The organism is Halomonas sp. M1 (genome assembly GCF_029581375.1).
In the GTDB taxonomy this organism is placed as follows: Bacteria; Pseudomonadota; Gammaproteobacteria; order Pseudomonadales; family Halomonadaceae; genus Vreelandella.
Genome location: NZ_CP121119.1, coordinates 1,200,874 through 1,222,251, shown reverse-complemented (window position 1 = coordinate 1,222,251; position 21,378 = coordinate 1,200,874). Strand labels below are relative to the sequence as shown.

Genomic DNA, 21,378 nt, shown 5'->3' with positions numbered 1-21,378 from the left:
CAAAGTAGTAGGGGGCGTCAAAAGCGGCAGAAGCCTTGCGCTGAGCATGGTAACGTCTACGCCGAATAGCGTCATCTGACGAACTACACATCACCTGCTTACCCCCACAAACACGTAGGGCTTTCGCTTAGAGATACTGTTTATGACTACCCCCACTTTTTCTACGGCAACAGGCAGTGCCGCGCAGCCACTTTCGTTAGCCCATGGGCGGCTAGCAGCCCTGAGCTGGGGGCGTGCCAATGCGCCTACTTGGCTTGCCCTACATGGCTGGCTAGATAACGCGGCAAGCTTTACGCGCCTAGCACCGCGCTTAGTGGAAGCGCTGGATATTCGTATTGTGGCTATCGATTTTCGTGGCCACGGCCACTCTGCGCATTCGCCAGCAGGTAGTGACTACGCGCTGTGGGACTATAGCCACGATGTGCTAGATGTTATGGATGCCCTAAACATTGAGCAGGCTGTGCTGCTTGCTCACTCCATGGGGGCGGCGGTGGCCTGTTTACTCGCCTCAGCGCTACCCGAGCGGGTTGAGCGGTTGGTCTTGCTGGATGGGCTAGGCGCACTAAATACTGAAGCCGAAGAGACGGCCAGTCAGTTGCGTAAAGGGTTGTTGGCCTATCGCCGCCCGCTTTCCCGCGCGCCCCGCTATCCTGATATTGAGAGCGCAGTTGCCGCACGAGTAGCCGGTGGGGTAACCCCGCTAGACACGATGACCGCCACTCCGCTGGTAGAGCGTAACACCCAGGCGACGTCAGACGGGCATGTGCAGATGCGCACCGATTCTCGCCTGCTAAAGCCTTCGCTGGTGCGCTTTACCCCCCAGCAAGTATTGGCATTACTGGCGGAGATACAAGCGCCGGTGCTATTGATAGAAGGAGCGCGCGGTATTTTAGGCGAGCGTGCCTGGGCGGAAAAGGCCCGCCAAGCGGTGCCTCATTTAACCCGCCAGGTACTTGCGGGTGGCCACCACTTACACCTTGAACCTAAAGCCGTTGATCAAGTAGCCAGTGTGGTGGTCCAACACTGTCATAAAGAAACGACGGGGCAGCCGTAGGACGAACGACATGAATAAACTAACGCGCGTCGCGGGTAGTCAAGTGAGTGCTAGCAGCGCCAACGGTATTGAGCGTACCGGCAATAAAGTGGCACTGGTGTTGGGTAGCGGTGGCGCAAGGGGCTATGCCCATATCGGTGTTATTGAAGCGCTTGAGGCGCGCGGCTTTGAAATAATTTCTATTGCAGGATGCTCCATGGGCGCCCTTATTGGCGGTGTTTACGCATCAGGGAAGCTGCCCGAGTACCGGGAGTGGGTGTGTAACCTGGATTACCTGGATGTGCTGAAGCTCGTCGATGTCACCTGGAGCCCGATGGGGGCCATGCGAGCAAATAAAGTGATGAGCAAGTTGGAATCCCTGGTCGGCGATACGCTGATCGAAGATCTGCCGATACCTGTCACCACCGTAGCGACCGATTTAGTGCGCCAGCGCGAGGTGTGGTTTCAGAATGGCCCGCTGTTAAGAGCGATTCGAGCCTCTATCGCGGTGCCGGGCGTTATTACGCCGGTACATATCGGTGACCAAGTGTTGGTGGATGGCGGCTTACTGAACCCGCTGCCGATGATGCCGATTCTCGCTGCTCACGAAGCGGACTTTGTGGTGGCCGTCAACGTCACCGCCCACAGCCCCCAACCAATCTCATTAGAAGAGTTGTTACCGGGCGAAGAGGACAGCGACACCCGCACTGACTTAGAGCGCGACCGGGATGCCAATATTGGTGGGTGGATGGATGATGTGCGTGCCACTACGCGGCGGCTATGGGATGGACTAAGCATCAACAACGGCGAAGAGAGCGACGTTGATGAAACGGTTGATCTGCGTGGTAGGCGTGAGTGGGGCAAACTGGATATGATTTTAGAGTCGTTTGATATTACGCAAGCGGCGCTGGCAAAGTATAAAATTGCGGGTTACCCGCCGGATGTGCTGATCGAAATTCCCAAGACGGTTTGCAGTACCTATGAGTTCCACCGCGCCAACGATTTGATTCGCCTGGGGCGCCACTTGGCGAATCAAGCGTTGGAGCGCAGGATGCCCGGCATTGCCTCAGACGCAACGCAGTAAGCTACTGGCCACGTTTACGCAGCAGAATATAGACGGCCCCGGTGCCACCATCGACATCAGTGGCGGAGCAAAAAGCCAGCACGCCGGGCCATTCACGCAGCCACGTATTGGTATGGCTTTTGAGGACTGGGAAGTCCGAGGTTGAACCCCAGGCCTTGCCGTGAACCACCAACACGCAGCGCAGCCCCTGGGCGGCAGAGTCCCTTAGAAAACTTTCAAGCTCAATGCGGGCCTCTTCCAGGGTATAGCCGTGCAGGTCTAGTCCTGCTTGCCAAACGGTTTGGCCACGCTTTAGCTGGCTAAAGGTGCGCCAGGGGAGGTCGGGGACGCTGAACTCTAAATACTCCGAAGGCCGAACGGCTTCCACCCGGCCATCGGAGGTGCGGCCACTGGTTTGGGTGGTACTGCTTTCTACCGCCGCCCGCCGCCGAGCTTCTTGAGCATCGCTATTACGCTTAGGCTTGCCGAGGTCGGCTTGATTAGAGGCAATACGGCGCACGCCTGCCGCTTGCAGCGCTTGGCGAAAGGCACTGATATCGTCGTCGTTGGGCAGGTGTCGCGTCATGGGCAGCTCAAATAGCAAAAATTAACGGTTAATGAAATAGCATAAGCGAGAAGCGCGCAGTAAAGCGAGACAGTATAGCGAGCCTGACGTGACTGTGAACCGCTACGTTGAGAACTACCTCGCTATAAACAGACTGTGAAGCATCTAGCTGTGAACCGGGTAGCGTCAAAGGTACAATCCTTCTACGAACTTTTATGCCAGGAGCCGCTGTGACTACGCATCTCAATGATGAGACCTCCCACTCAACGCTTTTGCTGCCAGACTCAACGCTGCTGAGCGACCTTTTGACACTGCGCGACTATCTGCGCTGGGTGTCCAGCGAATTCTATTTGGCAGGCTTGCACTATGGTCATGGCACCGAGTCTCCCTGGGATGAGGCGGTAGCGCTCTGTTTAGGCGCGCTGCATCTACCCTGGAATGTCGACCCCGCAGTGCTGGACGCACGGCTTTTGCCGATTGAGCGCGAGCGCATTATTCGCCTAGCGCGAGAGCGGGTGTCCACTCGCCGCCCCTTGCCCTACCTGCTGGGGGAGGCTTTTTTCGCGGGCTACCCCTTCAGCGTTGACGAACGGGTACTTATTCCTCGCTCGCCCATCGGCGAACTAATTGAGGATGGCTTTGCCGCCTGGTTCCCGGAAGAGCCGCCTGCTCGCGTGCTGGATTTATGTACTGGCTCTGGCTGCATTGGTATAGCCACCGCGCTAGTCCTGCCCACCTGTGAAGTTGCCCTGGCGGATATTAGCCAAGATGCCCTTGCCGTTGCCCGGCAAAACATTACTCGCCACGACGTGGGAGACCGAGTCCGCGCGGTGGAATCGGACGTGTTTGACGGATTGGAAGGCCAGCGCTTTGACCTGATTGTCTCTAACCCGCCCTATGTGGATGCCCGTGACTTGGCCACCATGCCCGCTGAGTTTCGGCATGAACCGTCGCTAGCGTTAGGGGCGGGTAGCGATGGTTTGGATATTGTGCGGCGCATTCTGCGTGAAGCGCGGCCGCATTTAACCGATGAGGGCTGGCTGATTGTCGAAGTTGGTAACTCTGACCGCCATGTAGAGGCTGCTTTTCCTGAGGTACCCTTTATTTGGCTTGAATTCGAGCGTGGCGGCCAGGGCGTGTTTGCCTTGAGCGCCGCTGAACTCGACGCCCATGCGGCGTCTTTTGCGTGAGGAATTAACGCCCATGTCTGGCAATACGTTTGGCAAACTATTTACTGTCACTACCTTTGGCGAGAGCCACGGCCCCGCATTGGGAGCCATTGTCGACGGCTGCCCCCCTGGCATCCCAATCAGCGAAGAAGATTTGCAGGGGGATTTAGACCGCCGCCGCCCCGGCAGTTCTCGCCACACTACCCAGCGCAAAGAGCCCGACCAAGTGCGGATTCTTTCGGGCGTATTTGAAGGTAAAACCACCGGGACGTCGATTGGCCTGTTAATTGAGAACACCGATCAACGCTCCAAAGACTACTCCAAGATAAAAGATCAGTTCCGGCCTGCCCACGCCGACTACACCTATCACCATAAGTACGGCCACCGAGACTATCGAGGTGGCGGCCGTTCCAGCGCGCGGGAAACCGCGATGCGCGTAGCGGCTGGTGCCATCGCTAAAAAAGTGTTGGCGGCGCAAGGTGTTCAGGTTCGTGGCTATATGAGCCAGTTGGGCCCCATCAAAATCGACTTTAAAACCTGGGATGCGGTAGGAGAGAACGCCTTCTTCTGCCCCGACCCGGATAAAGTTCCCGAACTTGAAGCCTATATGGATCAGCTGCGTCGGGATCAAGACTCCGTGGGCGCAGAAATTACTGTCATTGCCGACGGCGTCCCGGTCGGACTAGGTGAGCCGGTGTTTGACCGGCTGGATGCTGATCTCGCCCACGGCTTAATGAGTATTAATGCGGTGAAAGGCATTGAGATTGGTGCAGGTTTTGGCTCGGTAGCCCAGCGCGGCAGCGAGCACCGCGATGAAATGACCCCGGAAGGCTTTCTTTCCAACCACGCAGGCGGCGTGCTAGGCGGTATTTCCAGTGGTCAGCCTATTGTCGCTCGCTTAGCGCTCAAACCCACGTCGAGCATCACCACGCCGGGGCGCTCCATTGATGTACACGGTCAGCCGGTGGACGTTATTACCAAAGGGCGCCACGACCCCTGCGTGGGTATTCGGGCAACGCCGATTGCCGAAGCGATGATGGCGATCACGCTGCTTGATCATTGGCTACGTCACCGTGGTCAAAATGCAGACGTTAGCGTTGATACGCCGCGTTTAAATCAGCGGTAACGTCTCGGTTGAGCAAGCGGGTTCACTGCTACACTCAAATGAGACGGTTAAGGAGTCGCCTATGAAAATTAACGTTGAGTTTGACCTAACGCCGGATGAGTTTCGGCAATCCCTGGGGCTGCCTGATGTAGAGGCGTTCCAGCAAAGCATGCTGGAAAATATTCAGCGGCAAATGGAGTCGGGCGTAGAAGGATATGACCCGATGAGCTTAATGCGTCCCTATCTGCAGCAGCCGATGATGCAGCAGGGGCTTTCACAGGGGCTCGCTAACTTCGGCACTTATCAGCAAATGATGCTGGATATGCTGCGCCAAGCCGGTTCTGCCAGCAGTGATGGCGGTAGTGACACAAGCCATAATGAAAGCAGTCAAGAAGACGCCAGCAAAAGCACCTCAAGCGAGAGAAGCACCAAGGCAAAAGCCACGGCCTCATCTCGCTCTCGGGCAAAAGGATAAGCGTTAAACAAGCAGTCGTTACATCAGCTGTTAAAAGCGTAGTTGTAATGGTACTTAAAAGCGTACTTGAAAGAGCAGTTGAAAAAGTACTTGAAAGAGCATTTGTAAGCCTGTTGAGAACGTTCTGGCAGGGAGGTTAATGCAGCGATTGTGTCAATTAACGCTCCCTGTCAGTTATTTTTGATTGATGGCTAATACCCCCGCGCGGATCACACTCTGATGCTCAATCAGGGGGTTCACAACCTCCCGGCAGGCCTTGTAATGAGCTGTCTGCTTATGTTCGGCCAAGGCCGATTCATCTCGGTATATTTCATAAAGATAAAAGAGATTTGGATCCTGCTGGTCTTCAAGCACGTCGAAAACATGGCATCCCGGCTCGTCGCGCACTGAGGCGGCGGCATTGGGCAACATCGCTTCCAGAAAGTATTCCCGCTGATCAGGTTTGAGTTGTGTCTTGACGATAATACAGAACATTCAAGGCCCCTTGGCTTGACGAGAAGGTTAAATGGAAATATTTTCCATAAAGTATCATAAACATATCAATGACCAAAGGAAGTCGCTATGAAACGCCCAGCTCCCCTCAATGGCATGCGTCATATCGCCCTGCAGACCCAGGACTTGGAAGCCTGTGAACGCTTTTATGTAGAACTACTGGGCATGGAAGTGCTGCGCCGCGCCCATGACGATTTGGTTTACCTGACCCTGGGTAATGACAATCTCTCTTTAAGTCGCGCAACATCCCCCATAGGAGAGGCTCCCCAGCGCCTGGATCACTTTGGCTTTGTGGTAGATACCCCCGAGGATGTGGACGCTTGGTATGACTATTTAAAGGCGCAGGGTGTTGAGGTAACCGGCCCCCCACATGACCACCCTGATGGTGCTCGCAGCTTTTACTGCCTGGATCCAGACGGCAATAGCGTTCAACCGCTCTATCACCCTTGTGTCTCCGGCCAGCGTTTAGCGTAAACTGATTGAACTGTCCATATTAGCGTTGCCTCGGCAGCGGTAGATGCTGGTTATAAGAGACAGCCCTGCTAGACTCATATAAGCGACGCTAAAAGCAGTGAGGAAAGTATCGCCATTTCTAACTGATTTGGGTGGGCGTTGCGATAAAGGGGCTATTCGTAATAAGCCCTTTATCGCAAGAATGTTGCAAAGCATCATGCCAACGATTACTCTTTTTGCAGTGCAGCAATGCGCCGTGTGATGAGCCTCTCCAGGCTCATGCCAAGGAACGAGAGACAGGAGCAAATACAATGCAAGATAAAATGATGGACGCCTTCAACACTCAGACCCGCCAGATGTTTGAGCCGATGCGTAAGATGAATTCGCTGATGCTCAACAACATGGAGAAGCTGACGCAGTACCAGTTAGAAGCCATGAAGCGTTACAGCCAAATGGGAACTGAGCGCATTCGCAGTGCCACCGAGATTAAAGACGCAGAAAGTCTGCGCGATTTTGGCACTAAACAAGCCGAAATGATGAACGAGCTATCTCAACAAATGCAGGAAGATGCTCGTGTGATGGGCGAAATGAGCCTGCAGTTTAAATCCGAAATGGAAAAGCTGTTCAGCGAGGCTGGGCAGAAAATGAGCGAGCAGGCAACGTCCGCTGTGAAAGGCGATCAGCCCGCGAAAGCCTCCAGCCAGTCTTCACGCAAAAACTAAAATAGCACTGTCAGCGGCGCCTCTAGGGGCGCCGTGTTGTTTCTGAATGATATTGCCTGGGCGTGGGCTACGCCACATGCAGGGTAGGGGAGAGCGAGTATGCAGTCAGGGTGGAAATTGCCGTCTAAAGCAATGTCTCAAGAAGAGATGGAGACATGGAAGGCGCAGATTAGTGAGATCGGCGAACAGTACCGAGGTCTCTTTGAAGACTTACTAACGCGAATGGCACCCAGTGAAGCCGCAGACTCCGTTCATAGTGACATGCGCGAGAGCTTTGAAGCCGCCGCGAAGTCGCTAATGAGCGACCCTAACTTGCTGTGGCAAACGCAGTCACGGTTAGTACAAGACCAGTGGTTGCTCTGGCAACAGGGTATTCGCGCGATGGCTGGCGAGCAGGTGACGCCATTGGTAACGCCGGCAAAAGGCGATCGTCGCTTTAAAGATGAAGCCTGGACACAAGAACCCTACTACTTATCGATTATGCAGCAGTACCTGCTGTTTTCGCAGATGGTAGAAGAGCTGATTGATGGGCTGGATACGCTAGACCCTATCCATAAGCGTAATCTGACTTTTTATGCGCGTCAGCTGGTCAACGCCATGGCGCCCACCAACTTTGTTTCTACCAACCCTGAAGTGATGCGCTGTACGCTGGAAACCCGGGGACAAAATCTTGTCGACGGTCTTACCCGCCTACGTGAAGATTTAGCCAACTCTGCGGAAGGCATTAACGTACGCATGACCGATCGCAGCGCCTTTGGCGTAGGCGACAATATTGCTGTCACGCCCGGTGCTGTCGTGTATGAGAATGAACTGATTCAGTTAATTCAATACACGCCTACGACGGAAAAAACCTTTAAGACACCGCTGTTAATCGTGCCACCGTGGATCAATAAATATTACATATTGGATCTGCGGGAAGATAACTCGTTAGTCAAATGGATGGTAGATCAGGGGCATACCGTCTTCCTGATTTCCTGGCGTAACCCTGGCCCAGAGCAGCGCGACATCACCTGGGCTGATTACATGCAAATGGGCCCCATCAGCGCGATGGAAGCCATTGAGCAGGCCTGTGGCGAGAAGTCGGTCAATCTGTTGAGCTACTGTGTGGGTGGGACTTTAACCGCCTCGACTGTGGCCTACCTAACGAGTACGCGGCGCGCGCGCAAAGTGAAGTCCGTTACCTATATGGCAACGCTGCAAGATTTCCGCGACCCCGGTGATATAGGCGTATTCCTTAACGAGCGCGTGGTGGAAGGGATTGAGAATACGCTAGAAATGAAGGGGTATTTAGATGGCCGCTCGATGGCCTATACCTTTAATTTATTGCGCGAGAATGATCTGTTCTGGTCGTTCTATATCAATAATTATCTGAAAGGTGAAATTCCTGCAGCGTTTGATTTACTGTATTGGAATACCGATGGTACCAACCTGCCAGCGGGTACACACGCGTGGTACCTGCGCCATATGTACCTGGAAAACCGCTTGGTAGAGCCAGGTGGTATTGAGTTAGACGATGTGAAGATTGACCTGCGTAAAGTATCGGCGCCGTGCTACTTCGTGTCGACTAAAGAAGATCATATCGCCAAATGGAATAGTACCTATTACGGTGCGCTGTTGCCCAAAGGGCCGGTAACGTTTGTCTTGGGCGGCTCTGGCCATATCGCAGGCATTGTGAACCCGCCCCATAAAAATAAGTACGGCTACTGGACCAACGATGCGTTGCCAGAAACCCATGAGGCATGGCAAGAGGGGGCGACGTTTAATGAAGGCTCTTGGTGGCCACACTGGCAGGCGTGGGTCACTAAGAACGGCTATGCGGACGCTGACCCGAAAAAGATGGTGCCCGTTCGCCAGCCCGGAGAGGGCGAGCTAAAGGTGATTGAACCTGCGCCAGGCCGCTACGTAAAAATGACGATTCCCGAGGTGTTGGGCGAAACGCCTAACGCTTGATTCTCTCGTTATTTTTACACAATGAGCTGAGTTAATAGCCCTAAAAAAGCCCCTGCCACCCTTTGGGTGGCAGGGGCTTTTGGGTGCTTGCTAGGCGACTAGAGCTAACGACGGCGGGGCAGCCCAGGTAACAGTAGCAATCCAGCTAATAACCACGTGGGCCAACTACCCATGCGAGTGAACGGCGTTAGCCCCTCCATGGCGTAGAACTCGCCGGTTAAGTAGGTGGTTTCAAACTGTGGCGCTCGATCCACCAGCTCACCTCTTGGATCAATAATCGCGGTAATACCATTGCTGGTGGCGCGCACTACATAGCGGCCGTTTTCCAGCGCGCGCAGGCGGGCCATTTGCAGGTGCTGGTGAGGCCCGATGGAGGCGCCAAACCACGTATCGTTAGACACTGTGACAATCACCTCGCTATCAGCTGCACGCCGTGCAACAAGCTGCGGATAGATAATTTCATAGCAAATAGCGTTGCCTATGCTTACGCCCGCAGCCTGCATAGGAGCTTGTTCAGAGGCGCCCTTAGTAAAGCTCGACATCGGGAGGTCAAAAAAGTTAATAGCGCCGCGCAATACACTTTCTAACGGAAGATACTCACCAAACGGCACTAGGTGCTCTTTTTGATAACTGCCTTCTACATTGCCTACCCCGATGACGCTGTTGAAGTAACGATTCTGTTCATCTAACTGAACAATGCCTGTCATTAATGCGGCGCCGGGGGGCAAATTGGCCTGCACCCGCTCAAGTACAGGCTGGGCCTGATGCTCCATCATGGGTAGCGCGGTTTCGGGCCACAGGATGAGGTCTGCGTTATCGGCGACCTCACGGGTTAGATTGCTATAGGTATTGGCGGCCACCCGCTGGCCTTCTGGCGTCCACTTTAAAAGCTGTGGCAGGTTGCCTTGCAGCAGCGCAACGCGAGTAGGCTCATCAACCGGTGTGGTCCAGAGCGTGGGGAGCGCCAACGGCGCTAGCCAAATAACGGCGATGGGCGCTAGCGCCCACCACTGGCGACGCAATAGCTCTGCCCCTAAGGTCCCCGTGAGCACGACGAATAGCGAAAGCAGGTAAACGCCGCCGATGGGTGCCCAGCTGGCAAGGGGAGAATCGACATAGCTTGAACCAACCAGCAGCCAAGGAAAGCCGGTAAAGAGGTAGGTGCGCAGTACTTCCCCTAACACCCAGGCGCCCGCGAAGGTTAACAATGCCCAGCGGGGGCCAAAAAAACGTCGATAGAGCCAGAAGGTACCGGCAAAAAACAGGGCTAAAACGGCCACAAATAGCGCGGTAAGAAACACCGCCAAGGGCATGCCGGTATAGCCATAGTCATGAATAGAGACATACACCCAAGAAGTGCCGCTGGCAAACAGCGCTACGCCATATAGCCAGCCTTTTAGCGCCGCTTGGGCCGGGGTTAAGGTGTGCAGGCCAGTGTATAAAAGGGCAATCGCAACGGGCCCTAGCCACCATAGTTCAAACGGTGAGGCGGTGAGCGTGGTAAAGCCGCCCGCCACCAGGGCGGCCAGCAGCTGAAGCGCAAACGTGGGCGTCAACCCCATGGTGATATCCTATCGAAAAGTAATCTGAATAGACGGTTAGTCGTCGCCCGCGTCGTCACTGTCGGTGTTTTGATCGGGATACGCTTCAAGTAAGCGGATTCGCCGGTTGTCAGCATTCAGGATGACAAAGCGCCAGCCGCCGAAACAGGTATGCTCGCCACGCCCCGGCAAGTGACCAAACTGCTGCATCACCAAGCCGCCAACGGTGTCAAACTCGTCATCGGAAAACTCGGTGCCGAACCGTTCGTTGAAGTCTTCAATGGGGGTTAAAGCGCGAATCGCGAAGTGGCCGTTATCCAGCGTGCGGATATCGTCCTCTTCGTCGGTATCGTGTTCATCTTCGATATCCCCGACAATCTGCTCCAGAATGTCCTCAATGGTGATAATGCCCGCAGTGCCGCCGTACTCGTCCACCACTATCGCCATGTGGTTGTGGGTGTCGCGGAACTCCTTAAGCAGGCTGTTTAAGCGCTTGGACTCCGGAATAAACATGGCCGGACGTAGCACATCTTCAAGCTTAAAAGCATCACGGCTCTCTTGGGTCTGCGAGAGCAGGGGAAGCAGATCTTTAACCAGTAGAATACCTTTAACATCATCAAGGTTTTCACCGATCACCGGATAGCGAGAGTGGCCGGTTTCCTTAATGAGGGGCAGGTAGCCATCGCTGGTTTGATCAAGCGTAATGGCCGACACCTGGGAGCGTGGGATTAATATTTCCCGCACCTGCTGGTCGCTAATCTCAAGTGCACCTTCAATAATCATGATGGCGTCTTGGTCAAGCTTCAGCTTTCCTGCAGTGTGGCGTAAAAACGTCATCAGCTCATCCCGTGAGCTGGGTTCGTCATTGTCACCGGAAAGGGCGCCAAAGAGTTTCTCGAGCCAGGATTTTTGATTGGGGTTGCTCGATCGGTCTTCGCTCATTGCGTCTCATCTCTCAGTTACGGGCAGATACGTTAGGTGTAACAAGTGACGTGTGGGCAGTCACAGACAGTTACTCAGGTAAGGGTCAGGAATATCCAGCGAGGCGAGAAGCTCACGCTCGATCTGCTCCATCTCCTCTGCCTCTTGCTCGTCAATATGATCGTAGCCCATTAAATGCAGGGTGCCGTGGATGACCATGTGGGCGTAATGATGCGTCAGCGACTTTTGCTGCTCGCTTGCCTCCTGGGCGACGATATCGTGACAAATAATTAGATCGCCCAGCAGCGGTAGTGTCATGCCTGGTGGGTTCTCAAAAGGGAAGGAGAGCACATTGGTGGGCTTATCCTTACCCCGATAGTCGCGGTTCAGCGCTTGGCTTTCAGCGTTGCCGACCAAGCGAATGGTCAGCTCTAAGCGCTCGTCATCCGGATGGCGTGAAAACACACAGCCCACCCAAAGGGTGAGCTGTTCAAGAGTGGGTAGCTGCGGTTCATTAATAGCTACCTGGCGATCAATCACAATATCGCTCATTACGGTGCGTTTCCTGAGCGTTCAAGCGCGTGTAGGCGGGCTTCGCGCTCCTGTTGGCGAGTCTCACGGCGGGCGCGCTCTTCCACTTCCTGCTGAGATTCAAACTCATCGTAGGCCTCGATGATGCGCTGAACCAGCGGATGGCGCACAACATCTTTGGCCGCAAAGTGGGTCACGCCGATTCCCGGCGTTTCTTTAAGCACGTCCAGCACCTGAGACAGCCCAGAGCGCTGCCCGCGTGGCAGGTCTACCTGGGTGATGTCACCAGTAATCACCGCTGTCGAGCCAAAGCCAATCCGCGTGAGGAACATTTTCATCTGTTCCGGCGTGGTGTTTTGGCTCTCATCCAAGATGATGTAAGAGTTATTCAGCGTGCGTCCGCGCATATAAGCCAGCGGGGCGATTTCAATCACCTGGCGCTCAATCAGCTTGGCGACCTGTTCGAAACCGATCATCTCGTACAGCGCATCGTAAAGCGGGCGCAGGTAAGGGTCGATCTTCTGGGCGAGATCTCCCGGCAAAAAGCCTAGCTTTTCTCCCGCTTCTACCGCAGGGCGCACCAGTAAAATACGGCGAACTTCCTGCTGGTTGAGTGCTTCCACGGCAGCGGCTACGGCTAGGTAGGTTTTACCGGTACCGGCAGGCCCAATGCCAAAGTTGATATCGTGCTCACGGATGCTTTGCACGTAGCGCTGCTGGTTCAACCCACGGGGCTTGATCATGGTGCGCGGCGTTCGCATCACCACGTCATCACCACCGCCATCGCCATCCACTTCTTCTTCTAGCGCTTCCAGGCCAGACTCTTGGAGAAATAAGTGCACCGTGTCGGCTTCAAGTTCGCTAGCCGCCGTTTCACGGTAGAGATGTTCCAGCACGTTAGCAGCCGCTTTAATACGGTTCGCAGCACCGGCCAACTGAAAAATATTGCCCCGGTTGCGCAGTGTCACGTCCAGGCGGCTCTCAATCAGTTTTAGGTGCTCGTCCTGTTGGCCGCATAGGCTGGCAAGCCGCTGCGGGTCATTGGGTTCAAGGCTTAGGGTGATAATGCGATTGGCCTGAGGTGATGGCTGGCTCAAGAGTAAGAAACCCGTTAGTTGATGTGTGTGAGCTTCAGCTTACTGCCCCGGCGGTGCCGGGGCAATTACCTAGGATAGCGAATAATTAATAACGCTCGTCAGAAGCAAGCTCACCACGCAGTGAATTGGGCAGTGCTTCGGTGATTTCCACGTCCACAAAGTAGCCAATAAGCTCCGTAGGGTTGGCCGCGCGAAAGTTAACCACGCGGTTATTTTCGGTACGGCCCGAGAGTTGGCCAGGGTCTCTTGGTGAAAAGCCGGAGACCAGTACACGCTGAGTAGTGCCGACCATGCGGCGGCTGATCTGAGCAGTCTGCTGCAGAATTCGTTCCTGCAAAATGGCGAGTCGCTGCTTTTTAACGCTTTCTGGCGTTTCATCCGGCAGGCCAGAAGCGGGCGTACCTGGGCGCGCTGAGTAAACAAAGCTGAAGGAGTGGTCAAAGCCAATGCGATGAATCAGATCCATTGTTGCTTCGAAATCCTCTTCGGTCTCGCCAGGGAAGCCAATGATAAAGTCAGAGGAGAAACTAATATCCGGGCGATTAGCGCGGATGCGCTCCATTTTCTCAATGTACTCTTCGGCGGTGTGGCCCCGCTTCATAGCACTCAAGATGCGGTCAGAGCCAGACTGCACGGGAAGGTGCAGGTGGCTGACCAGCTCTGGAATATCGGCAAAGGCGTCGACCAAGCTGTCGGTGAACTCCACTGGGTGCGAAGTTGTAAAGCGGATACGGTCGATGCCATCGACGGCGGCGACACAGGCGATCAGCTCGGCAAGGTCAATCTCATCGCCATCCTCGTTATCGCCGCGGTAGGCGTTAACGTTTTGGCCCAACAGGTTGACCTCCCGCACGCCTTGGTCGGCTAAGTGAATCACCTCGTCCATCACGGCCTCGAAGGGACGGGAGACCTCTTCACCGCGGGTGTAGGGCACTACACAGAAGGTGCAGTATTTCGAGCAGCCTTCCATGATTGAAACAAATGCCGTCGCGCCGTCGGATGTTGGCTGAGGCAGGTGATCAAATTTTTCGATTTCAGGGAAGGTAACGTCCACCGCAGCAATTTGGTTATTGTTGCGGGCGTCCAGCATCTTGGGCACGCGGTGTAGCGTTTGTGGGCCGAATATCATGTCCACAAAGGGGGCCCGCTTACGCAGCGCTTCACCTTCTTGGCTAGCCACGCAGCCGCCTACGCCAATCACTAGGTCTGGGTTGGCGTCTTTAAGCTTTTTCCAGCGACCCAGTTGGTGGTAGACCTTATCTTGAGCCTTTTCGCGAATCGAGCAGGTGTTCAGCAGAATCACGTCTGCTTCTTTCTCGTTATCGGTCAATTCCAGCTGATGAGATTCGCCGAGCATATCCGCCATACGGGAGGAGTCGTACTCGTTCATTTGGCAGCCGTGCGTTTTGATAAAAAGCTTCTTCGCCATCGGTACCTGTCGTCTATGGGTCGTCGGGGGGACGAGGGATGAATGAAAACTCATGAGCAGCTAATTGGCTGCCGTAGAATGAAGGGCATTATACGGGCACAAGAAACCAGGGGCTAGCGTTCACCAGGAAACGATACTTGACCTAAGCGTTTCAATCAGTATACTACGCACCGTGTTTGAGCAGTTCCTCGATAGCTCAGTTGGTAGAGCAAATGACTGTTAATCATTGGGTCGCAGGTTCGAGTCCTGCTCGAGGAGCCAACATTCTGAAGTAAGTCGTTTGTAGCTTCAGTGGCCTCGCTCTTAACACATCAGCAATATGTAATGTTCCTCGATAGCTCAGTTGGTAGAGCAAATGACTGTTAATCATTGGGTCGCAGGTTCGAGTCCTGCTCGAGGAGCCAAATTGCTGTTCTGCTACAATTACTGTTTACGGTAAACATTCCCCGATAGCTCAGTTGGTAGAGCAAATGACTGTTAATCATTGGGTCGCAGGTTCGAGTCCTGCTCGGGGAGCCAATAAGCATCTTACACTCTTTTTTATACCCTTCTGCTTTAAGACTGCCCGTTTTTTACACCGTTATTACTGATAAGCCATAACACCCGTTGCGATTAGCATCTTGGGTGATTTTTTGTGCCTTACCGTTGGCTATTTTAGTAGCGTAAACTATGTGCATTATTCACTGGTTAGGAAGAGTGTTGTGGGCAAAGTAGCGAGCCTGGAAGCGTTGCAGGTGTTTAAGTGTTTAAGCGATGAGACACGGCTAATGCTGGTATTGCTGATCGCCAAAGAGCAGTCGTTGTGCGTCTGTGAGATGACCTATGCGCTGGACGAGTCACAGCCAAAGGTGTCGCGTCATTTGGCTCAGCTGCGTCAATGTGGCTTGCTTAGCGACCAGCGAGAAGGGCAGTGGGTGTACTACCGCTTGGCGTCACAGCTGCCTGAGTGGGCGCAAGCCATTATCCAGGCCGGTAGTGATGGTAGTGCCTTGCGGGTCAGTGAGCTTAGCCAGCGGCTTGCTAAGATGGGTGACCGGCCTGCGCGTCGAGCAGCCCTCTGCTAGTTAAGCGTTTTAGAAAACTTTCGGTCGACACTTTCCTTGTAAACACTCGTGTGGCGTAAGCCAGCGTGGGTTGTAAGCGCACATAAAAAATAAGCACACACACAAAAACGCCAGCCTGCGATTGAATAAGCGGGCTGGCGTTTTCGTTGGGTAGTGCGCCTGCCTAGCATGTAGGCAGGATGCGTTTAGCGCTTGGCCATCCGTTGGATAGCTTTCAGGTGAGCGTAGTCGAGTAAAATCTCGGCAGCTTCTAGGGCGTGGGCGCGATCAACGGGCATATCGTCGTTGTTATCGTCCTCGTCTGGGCTGCCTGACTCAGTACCATCACCCCGTGCGTCCATCCACTCTTCCAGTTCAGGTAAGCCCAGGGCGCGGCGGCGTTGGTTCTCAAGAGAGAGTTGCTCGGCCTCCCGGGCTTCCAGCTCGCGCTGGCGCTGTTCGCGGTTCAGGCTCACGCTGGTATGCTGCTCGCGTAGCTGACGGGAAAGCGTAGATTGGCGCTCAAGGTAGCGGAAGTTGGGGTTTTCTTCGGCCCGTACTTCATGCTGGGAAAGCAGCGTGGCGAGGACATCCTCAGGAGAGCCGTAGCGGCGATACTGGACATTTTGTACCGTGTCCCAGGCCAGAGCGTTATCCAAGCTGCTTTCACCAATGCGCTCGGGGTCGATCAAGCTGGGGAAGGTGATGTCCGGAATGACGCCGCGGTTTTGCGTGCTGTCGCCAGAAATGCGGTAAAACTTAGCGCGGGTCAGCTTGATCTGGCCGTGGCTTAAGTCGTTTAAGGTTTGTACAGTGCCTTTACCAAACGTAGGGGTGCCTACCACGATGCCACGGCCATAGTCTTGAATAGCACCGGCAAAAATTTCAGAGGCAGAGGCGGAAAGGCGATTGACCAGAACGGTTAGCGGGCCGTCGTATAGTGTGCCTGCTTCGGTGTCGCCATAGAGCTGAATGCGCCCCTGGGCGTCGCGTACTTGCACCGTGGGACCGCGGTCGATAAACAGGCCAATGAGTGAGTTAGCTTCCTGGAGGGCGCCACCGCCGTTGTTACGCAGGTCGAGTACAATGCCTTCTACGCCTTCCTGCTTGAGTTTCTCAACTTCGCGGGCAACATCTCGCGTGGTGCTGCGGTACTCCTCTTCACCAGCCTGCCAGGCATCAAAATCCACATAGAAAGTGGGGATATTGATAATACCAATACGGTGAGGTTTGCCATCTCGATTGACTTCGACAATTTCGCTCTTGGCGGCCTGATCTTCCAGGCTTACCGTGTCACGGGTAATTTCGACAATTTGCGAACGAGTCATATCAACTGCTTGGGCGGGCACAACATCAAGGCGCACAACTGAGCCTTTGGGGCCGCGAATCAGGTCTACGACGTTATCCAGGCGCATGCCCACCACATTGACCATCTCGCCCTCTTCCTGGCCCACTGCAATAATGCGGTCGGCAGGCTCTAGTACGCCGGCGCGATCAGCAGGGCCGCCAGGAACCAGGCTAGATACTTTGACGTATTCGCCGTCGGCTTGCAGCAGTGCGCCAATGCCTTCAAGGGAAAGGCTCATTTGAATATCGAACGACTCTCCTTGGCGGGGCGAGAGGTAGCCTGTGTGAGGATCGATGGTGCTTGCAACAGAAGCCATCAATAAGCCGAATACGTCTTCAGCCTCTGTTTGGCGCAGTCGTGTAAGCTGCCCTTCGTAACGCTGGCGCAGGTTGGCTTCAATTTGCTCATCGTCTTGGTCGGTCAAGGCCAGGGTGAGCGCATCGTTTTTAAGCCGTTTGCGCCACAGCTCATCCAGTTCACTCTCGCGGTTAGCCCAGGGCGCATCTTCGCGGTCTACTTCCAGGCGCTCGTCGCTGTCGAACTCGAAAGAGAGGCCAGCATCAAGGCGCGCTAAAAGCCACTCAAGGCGCGCTACATGGCGATCACTCAGGCGGTTGTAAAGTTCAAATGCGTCGTCTAGATTACCGTCGAAAAGTACCTCCACCATGCTGGTTTCCAGGTGACGGAAGGGTTCAATATCGCGGCTTAGAAGATATGAACGCTGGCCATCTAAAATATCTAGATAGCGCTGGAAAGCTTCCTGAGACCACTGCTCGTCGAAGGTAATATCAGCATAGTGGCCGTAGCGGAGCGAGTCCGCAATTTCTACTGCCGCTTGGCGTTGTTCGTCGGTCGGCGCGAGTTGCGCCAGCGCTGCCGGGCTGGTGATGACCAGCATGACGGCAAATGCGACCGAGCGTGAAAGCGTTGCAAACAAGCTCATCAGTCAAGCTCTCCCGGATTTGTGTAAACTCATTCTTCCCTAGACCCGCAGATAGCCTATGAGTTGCGTAGGCCGAGGGAGCATTGTAGCAGGTCATTTAGCCTGTGAGACTCAATCATTACTGTTATGAGGATTTCCATGTCCGAAGCTTTCAACGCAGAACGTTTAACGCGACTATGTGATTTTCTGCACCAGTCGCCTACGCCATGGCACGCGACGCGTAGTATGGCGCAGCGTTTGGAGCAGGCGGGCTTTCAGCGCTTGGATGAAGCAGCGAATTGGCAGCTTGCACCGGGAAAACGCTACTACGTGACGCGTAACGACTCCTCGGTTATCGCTTTTCAACTGCCTGCAGGCAAGTTAACCAGCCTGCGTATGCTGGGTGCTCATACCGACAGCCCCGGGCTGCACTTAAAACCAAATGCCACTCAGTATGCCGCTGGCTGGCTACAGTTGGGGGTGCAAGTGTATGGCGGCGTGCTGTTAACCCCTTGGTTTGACAGAGATTTGGGCTTGGCGGGGCGCGTTCATGTGCGTCACGCAGATGGGCGGCTGGAGAGCGTGCTGTTAAATGTCGACCGTCCTATCGCGATGATCCCTAGCTTGGCGATACATTTAGATCGCGATGTGAATGCAGGTCGCGCGATTAACCCACAAACGCAAATGTCGCCGGTGTTGATGCAGAGCGACACGGCTAATCTCAGCGACCTGCTGGGGGAGTGGCTGGAGCAGCAGCATGGCTTGCGTGCGGTTGAAGTGGTGGATTTTGAACTGAGTTTTTACGATGTTCAGCCCCCGTCGTTGATAGGGTTGCGCCAGGAGCTGGTGGCTAGTGCTCGCTTGGATAATCTATTGTCGTGCTTTGTCGGGCTAGAGGCGCTGCTTGATTGTGATGCAAGCCAAGGTGCGTTGCTGGTCGCAAATGATCATGAAGAAGTGGGCAGTGCGAGCGCCTGTGGCGCCCAGGGGCCATTTTTAGGGGATGTATTAAAGCGCTTAAATGCCCAAGTGGGGGGCGGTTCAGAGGAGTCGCTGATACAGCTGATTCAAGCGTCCTTGATGATTTCGTGCGACAACGCCCATGCGCTGCACCCTAACTTCCAGGATAAGCACGACGAGCGACACGGCCCGGCAATCAACGGTGGCCCGGTTATCAAAGTAAATAGCAGCCAGCGTTATGCAACGAATAGTGTCACAGGCGCACTGTTCCGCGACATGTGCCGTAAAGCAGAGGTGCCGGTGCAGTCGTTTGTGACCCGGGCAGATATGGGGTGTGGTAGCACTATTGGGCCAATTACCGCGACAGAAGTGGGGGTGCCGACCATTGATGTGGGGCTACCCCAATGGGCGATGCACTCGATTCGTGAAACAGCGGGTACGAAAGACGTTGAGTATCTAACCCGAGCGTTAACGGCGTTTTTAGACCGTCCTGAGTTGCGCTGATGCGCTGAGCTGAGCCTAGCTCCAACGAAAAAGCCCGCTGACATGTCAGCGGGCTTTTCTGTGTCTGTATGCTCGCAGTCTTTATTTGCGAGAGGTTGGTGGCTACGCCCTGATTTGAACAGGGGACCCCATCATTATGAGTGATGTGCTCTAACCAGCTGAGCTACGTAGCCATTCAACGGGGGCGAATGATACTCACTGTATTGCCGCCCGTCAAGAACTTCTGTGGTTACTTCTAGACATTAAAGCGGAAGTGGATAACGTCGCCATCTTTAACGATGTACTCTTTGCCTTCCAGGCGCCATTTGCCGGCATCTTTGGCGCCTTGCTCGCCACCAAGAGTAACGTAGTCGTCATAGGCGATCACTTCGGCTCGAATAAAGCCTTTCTGGAAGTCGGTGTGAATCACGCCTGCTGCTTCTGGTGCACTGGCACCTTGCTTCACTGTCCAGGCGCGAACTTCTTTTACTCCGGCAGTAAAGTAAGTTTGCAGGCCAAGCAGAGCGTAGCCGGCACGAATTACGCGATCCAACCCCGGCTCTTCCATGCCCATTTCGGCCAAAAACATGCTGCGCTCTTCGTCCTCAAGCTCGGCAATTTCTGCCTCAAGCTGGTTACACACCGGCACCACTACGGCGCCTTCTTCGGCGGCGATTTCTTTGACGATGTCCAGGTAAGGATTGTCTTCAAAGCCATCTTCATTGACGTTAGCAATGTACATGGTGGGTTTAAGCGTCAAGAAACCAAAGCTCTTAACCTGGTGCTTTTCATCGTCGGTTAGCTCAAAGCTACGCAACGGCTGCCCTTCGGCGAGGTGAGGCTGGATTTTATCGAGTATTACTTTGGTGGCGGTGGCGTCTTTATCGCCGCCCTTAACTGAGCGAAGCAGGCGCTGGCTGGCTTTTTCGACGGTATCTAAGTCGGCAAGCGCTAGCTCAATATTAATGGTTTCGATATCTGCCCGAGGGTCTACCTGGTTGGCGACGTGGATAACGTTATCGTTATCAAAGCAGCGCACCACGTGGGCGATCGCCTGAGTTTCGCGGATGTTAGCCAGGAACTTGTTGCCTAAGCCTTCACCTTTGGAGGCGCCGGCCACTAAGCCAGCAATATCCACAAACTCCATGGTGGTTGGCAGGATTTTCTGTGGTTTAACGATCGCCGCCAGTTTGTCCAGGCGTGGATCAGGCATCGGCACGATACCCACGTTGGGTTCGATGGTGCAGAACGGGAAATTTTCCGCATCAATGCCGGATTTTGTCAGCGCATTGAAAAGCGTGGATTTACCTACATTAGGTAGGCCGACGATGCCGCAGTTAAAGCCCATAAATAACTTCCTGGCCGCTAGGGCAGCGCCATTAACGAGGCGCGTGCCGTAATTGAAAAAAGAGAGTGCTAAAAGCGCGTACTGTTAAGCGTTTGCCCTTATTTTACGCTATGTAGGCGGTTCATGGCTTTGGCCCATTCGCCTTTTAACACAAAAGGTAGGGTGGCTTGGCACTCATCCAGGGCGTGCTCAATGGCTTCCTGGTCTGCTTTGCCTGGGCGCCCAAGCACATAGTTAGTGACTTGGCGCGCTTCGCCGGGGTGGCCGATACCCACGCGAACCCGGTGAAATGTATTTTGATTGCCGAGTGCGCTAATGATGTCTCGCAGGCCGTTGTGCCCGCCGTGCCCGCCGCCGGTTTTGTAACGTGCTTGCCCTGGCGGCAGGTCTAATTCGTCGTGAGCGACCAGCAGGTTCTCAGGGGTCAGTTTAAAAAACTGAGTGAGGGCCGCGACAGCAGCACCGCTACGATTCATAAAAGTGGAGGGGTTGAGTAGGTGCACGTCTTGGTCGCCAATACGTGCTTTGGCATAGAGGCCTAAGAATTTTTTCTCAGGGCGAAGCTCCGTATGGGCGCTGCGTGCAATGGCGTCTACTAGCCAAAAACCAGCGTTGTGGCGCGTGGCGTCATACTCTGCGCCGGGGTTGCCCAGCCCGATAATGGCCGTTACCTGGCTCATTTTCCCACCTCCAAAAACGTCTGGGAGAAATTTTGACATCGTGTCAGC

At 54.5% G+C, this 21,378-nt stretch carries 20 protein-coding genes and 4 tRNA genes; 13 read left to right on the top strand and 11 right to left on the bottom strand.

The features are described 5' to 3' along the window. Positions 1 to 142 precede the first annotated feature (142 nt). Positions 143 to 1,054, top strand: a complete 912-nt coding sequence (locus tag P8S54_RS05465; RefSeq protein ID WP_281443557.1) for an alpha/beta hydrolase — start codon at positions 143 to 145, stop codon at positions 1,052 to 1,054. 10 nt (positions 1,055 to 1,064) lie between these two features. Further along, positions 1,065 to 2,117: a patatin-like phospholipase family protein gene (locus tag P8S54_RS05460; RefSeq protein ID WP_281443556.1), complete on the top strand. Its 1,053-nt coding sequence runs from the start codon at positions 1,065 to 1,067 to the stop codon at positions 2,115 to 2,117. 1 nt (position 2,118) lies between these two features. Here the strand turns inward: P8S54_RS05460 and P8S54_RS05455 are convergent, their stop codons facing one another. Further along, positions 2,119 to 2,682 carry a Smr/MutS family protein gene (locus P8S54_RS05455; protein ID WP_281443555.1) on the bottom strand — a complete coding sequence of 188 codons (564 nt, stop codon included), beginning with the start codon at positions 2,680 to 2,682 and terminating at the stop codon, positions 2,119 to 2,121. Positions 2,683 to 2,891: 209 nt separating this feature from the next. Between P8S54_RS05455 and prmB the strand changes: the two genes are divergently transcribed. From prmB to P8S54_RS05440, 3 genes are all read left to right on the top strand, one after another. Further along, positions 2,892 to 3,851 (top strand): 50S ribosomal protein L3 N(5)-glutamine methyltransferase, encoded by a 960-nt coding sequence (prmB, locus tag P8S54_RS05450; protein ID WP_281443554.1) that lies wholly within the window; start codon positions 2,892 to 2,894, stop codon positions 3,849 to 3,851. Positions 3,852 to 3,864: 13 nt separating this feature from the next. Further along, positions 3,865 to 4,956 carry a chorismate synthase gene (gene aroC / locus P8S54_RS05445; RefSeq protein ID WP_281443553.1) on the top strand — a complete coding sequence of 364 codons (1,092 nt, stop codon included), beginning with the start codon at positions 3,865 to 3,867 and terminating at the stop codon, positions 4,954 to 4,956. 61 nt (positions 4,957 to 5,017) lie between these two features. After that, the gene (locus P8S54_RS05440) at positions 5,018 to 5,410 is read left to right on the top strand and encodes a hypothetical protein (RefSeq protein WP_281443552.1); all 393 of its coding nucleotides are present in this window, start codon (positions 5,018 to 5,020) and stop codon (positions 5,408 to 5,410) included. Positions 5,411 to 5,584: 174 nt separating this feature from the next. Here the strand turns inward: P8S54_RS05440 and P8S54_RS05435 are convergent, their stop codons facing one another. Next, entirely contained in the window at positions 5,585 to 5,884 is a 300-nt protein-coding gene (locus P8S54_RS05435) for a putative quinol monooxygenase (protein WP_281443551.1), read from the bottom strand. A gap of 87 nt (positions 5,885 to 5,971) precedes the next feature. On the opposite strand from P8S54_RS05435, the gene P8S54_RS05430 reads away from it, so the two are divergent. From P8S54_RS05430 to phaC, 3 genes are all read left to right on the top strand, one after another. Next, complete coding sequence (locus tag P8S54_RS05430) at positions 5,972 to 6,376, top strand: VOC family protein (RefSeq protein ID WP_281443550.1); 405 nt, start codon at positions 5,972 to 5,974, stop codon at positions 6,374 to 6,376. Between the two features lie 290 nt (positions 6,377 to 6,666). After that, complete coding sequence (locus P8S54_RS05425) at positions 6,667 to 7,077, top strand: phasin family protein (protein ID WP_281443549.1); 411 nt, start codon at positions 6,667 to 6,669, stop codon at positions 7,075 to 7,077. A gap of 99 nt (positions 7,078 to 7,176) precedes the next feature. Next, on the top strand, positions 7,177 to 9,027 hold the full coding sequence (gene phaC, locus P8S54_RS05420; RefSeq protein WP_281443548.1) for a class I poly(R)-hydroxyalkanoic acid synthase: 1,851 nt from the start codon (positions 7,177 to 7,179) through the stop codon (positions 9,025 to 9,027). Positions 9,028 to 9,131: 104 nt separating this feature from the next. Here the strand turns inward: phaC and lnt are convergent, their stop codons facing one another. The 5 genes from lnt to miaB all read right to left on the bottom strand — a co-directional run bounded on the left by lnt (position 9,132) and on the right by miaB (position 14,546). Further along, positions 9,132 to 10,589, bottom strand: coding sequence for an apolipoprotein N-acyltransferase (lnt, locus tag P8S54_RS05415; protein WP_281443547.1), 1,458 nt, complete (start codon positions 10,587 to 10,589; stop codon positions 9,132 to 9,134). Between the two features lie 36 nt (positions 10,590 to 10,625). Further along, positions 10,626 to 11,510 (bottom strand): transporter associated domain-containing protein, encoded by an 885-nt coding sequence (locus tag P8S54_RS05410; protein WP_281443546.1) that lies wholly within the window; start codon positions 11,508 to 11,510, stop codon positions 10,626 to 10,628. A gap of 60 nt (positions 11,511 to 11,570) precedes the next feature. Beyond that, on the bottom strand, positions 11,571 to 12,041 hold the full coding sequence (gene ybeY / locus P8S54_RS05405) for an rRNA maturation RNase YbeY (protein ID WP_281443545.1): 471 nt from the start codon (positions 12,039 to 12,041) through the stop codon (positions 11,571 to 11,573). Beyond that, the gene (locus P8S54_RS05400; RefSeq protein WP_281443544.1) at positions 12,041 to 13,117 is read right to left on the bottom strand and encodes a PhoH family protein; all 1,077 of its coding nucleotides are present in this window, start codon (positions 13,115 to 13,117) and stop codon (positions 12,041 to 12,043) included. Before P8S54_RS05400 ends, ybeY begins: the two co-directional genes overlap by 1 nt. An 85-nt stretch (positions 13,118 to 13,202) precedes the next feature. After that, positions 13,203 to 14,546: a tRNA (N6-isopentenyl adenosine(37)-C2)-methylthiotransferase MiaB gene (miaB, locus tag P8S54_RS05395; protein ID WP_009096895.1), complete on the bottom strand. Its 1,344-nt coding sequence runs from the start codon at positions 14,544 to 14,546 to the stop codon at positions 13,203 to 13,205. Between the two features lie 185 nt (positions 14,547 to 14,731). Between miaB and P8S54_RS05390 the strand changes: the two genes are divergently transcribed. The 4 genes from P8S54_RS05390 to P8S54_RS05375 all read left to right on the top strand — a co-directional run bounded on the left by P8S54_RS05390 (position 14,732) and on the right by P8S54_RS05375 (position 15,610). Beyond that, positions 14,732 to 14,807, top strand: a tRNA-Asn gene (locus P8S54_RS05390). Between the two features lie 67 nt (positions 14,808 to 14,874). Beyond that, positions 14,875 to 14,950, top strand: a tRNA-Asn gene (locus P8S54_RS05385). Between the two features lie 39 nt (positions 14,951 to 14,989). Next, positions 14,990 to 15,065: transfer RNA gene (locus P8S54_RS05380), tRNA-Asn, on the top strand. A 182-nt stretch (positions 15,066 to 15,247) separates the two neighbouring features. Then, entirely contained in the window at positions 15,248 to 15,610 is a 363-nt protein-coding gene (locus P8S54_RS05375; RefSeq protein ID WP_281443543.1) for a metalloregulator ArsR/SmtB family transcription factor, read from the top strand. Between the two features lie 185 nt (positions 15,611 to 15,795). Here P8S54_RS05375 and P8S54_RS05370 read toward each other — a convergent pair whose 3' ends face one another. Next, positions 15,796 to 17,880, bottom strand: a complete 2,085-nt coding sequence (locus P8S54_RS05370; protein WP_281443542.1) for a carboxy terminal-processing peptidase — start codon at positions 17,878 to 17,880, stop codon at positions 15,796 to 15,798. 138 nt (positions 17,881 to 18,018) lie between these two features. Here P8S54_RS05370 and P8S54_RS05365 point away from each other — a divergent pair, with 138 nt between their 5' ends. Further along, complete coding sequence (locus tag P8S54_RS05365) at positions 18,019 to 19,323, top strand: M18 family aminopeptidase (protein WP_281443541.1); 1,305 nt, start codon at positions 18,019 to 18,021, stop codon at positions 19,321 to 19,323. A gap of 96 nt (positions 19,324 to 19,419) precedes the next feature. Here the strand turns inward: P8S54_RS05365 and P8S54_RS05360 are convergent. The 3 genes from P8S54_RS05360 to pth form a co-directional block, all read right to left on the bottom strand. Further along, a tRNA-Met gene (locus tag P8S54_RS05360) sits at positions 19,420 to 19,496 on the bottom strand. Positions 19,497 to 19,558: 62 nt separating this feature from the next. Further along, complete coding sequence (gene ychF / locus P8S54_RS05355) at positions 19,559 to 20,650, bottom strand: redox-regulated ATPase YchF (protein ID WP_281443540.1); 1,092 nt, start codon at positions 20,648 to 20,650, stop codon at positions 19,559 to 19,561. Between the two features lie 98 nt (positions 20,651 to 20,748). Continuing rightward, positions 20,749 to 21,330 (bottom strand): aminoacyl-tRNA hydrolase, encoded by a 582-nt coding sequence (gene pth / locus P8S54_RS05350; protein WP_281443539.1) that lies wholly within the window; start codon positions 21,328 to 21,330, stop codon positions 20,749 to 20,751. Between the last annotated feature and the right edge of the window lie 48 nt (positions 21,331 to 21,378).

Bases quoted from the DNA above. Each gene is read 5' to 3' on its own strand.
- ybeY (WP_281443545.1), bottom strand. From the start codon at position 12,041: ATGAGCGATATTGTGATTGATCGCCAGGTAGCTATTAATGAACCGCAG.
- P8S54_RS05455 (WP_281443555.1), bottom strand. From the start codon at position 2,682: ATGACGCGACACCTGCCCAACGACGACGATATCAGTGCCTTTCGCCAA.
- P8S54_RS05365 (WP_281443541.1), top strand. From the start codon at position 18,019: ATGTCCGAAGCTTTCAACGCAGAACGTTTAACGCGACTATGTGATTTT.
- pth (WP_281443539.1), bottom strand. From the start codon at position 21,330: ATGAGCCAGGTAACGGCCATTATCGGGCTGGGCAACCCCGGCGCAGAG.
- P8S54_RS05460 (WP_281443556.1), top strand. From the start codon at position 1,065: ATGAATAAACTAACGCGCGTCGCGGGTAGTCAAGTGAGTGCTAGCAGC.
- miaB (WP_009096895.1), bottom strand. From the start codon at position 14,546: ATGGCGAAGAAGCTTTTTATCAAAACGCACGGCTGCCAAATGAACGAG.
- P8S54_RS05430 (WP_281443550.1), top strand. From the start codon at position 5,972: ATGAAACGCCCAGCTCCCCTCAATGGCATGCGTCATATCGCCCTGCAG.
- P8S54_RS05410 (WP_281443546.1), bottom strand. From the start codon at position 11,510: ATGAGCGAAGACCGATCGAGCAACCCCAATCAAAAATCCTGGCTCGAG.
- P8S54_RS05465 (WP_281443557.1), top strand. From the start codon at position 143: ATGACTACCCCCACTTTTTCTACGGCAACAGGCAGTGCCGCGCAGCCA.
- lnt (WP_281443547.1), bottom strand. From the start codon at position 10,589: ATGGGGTTGACGCCCACGTTTGCGCTTCAGCTGCTGGCCGCCCTGGTG.
- P8S54_RS05435 (WP_281443551.1), bottom strand. From the start codon at position 5,884: ATGTTCTGTATTATCGTCAAGACACAACTCAAACCTGATCAGCGGGAA.
- phaC (WP_281443548.1), top strand. From the start codon at position 7,177: ATGCAGTCAGGGTGGAAATTGCCGTCTAAAGCAATGTCTCAAGAAGAG.
- P8S54_RS05440 (WP_281443552.1), top strand. From the start codon at position 5,018: ATGAAAATTAACGTTGAGTTTGACCTAACGCCGGATGAGTTTCGGCAA.
- aroC (WP_281443553.1), top strand. From the start codon at position 3,865: ATGTCTGGCAATACGTTTGGCAAACTATTTACTGTCACTACCTTTGGC.
- P8S54_RS05425 (WP_281443549.1), top strand. From the start codon at position 6,667: ATGCAAGATAAAATGATGGACGCCTTCAACACTCAGACCCGCCAGATG.
- P8S54_RS05370 (WP_281443542.1), bottom strand. From the start codon at position 17,880: ATGAGCTTGTTTGCAACGCTTTCACGCTCGGTCGCATTTGCCGTCATG.
- ychF (WP_281443540.1), bottom strand. From the start codon at position 20,650: ATGGGCTTTAACTGCGGCATCGTCGGCCTACCTAATGTAGGTAAATCC.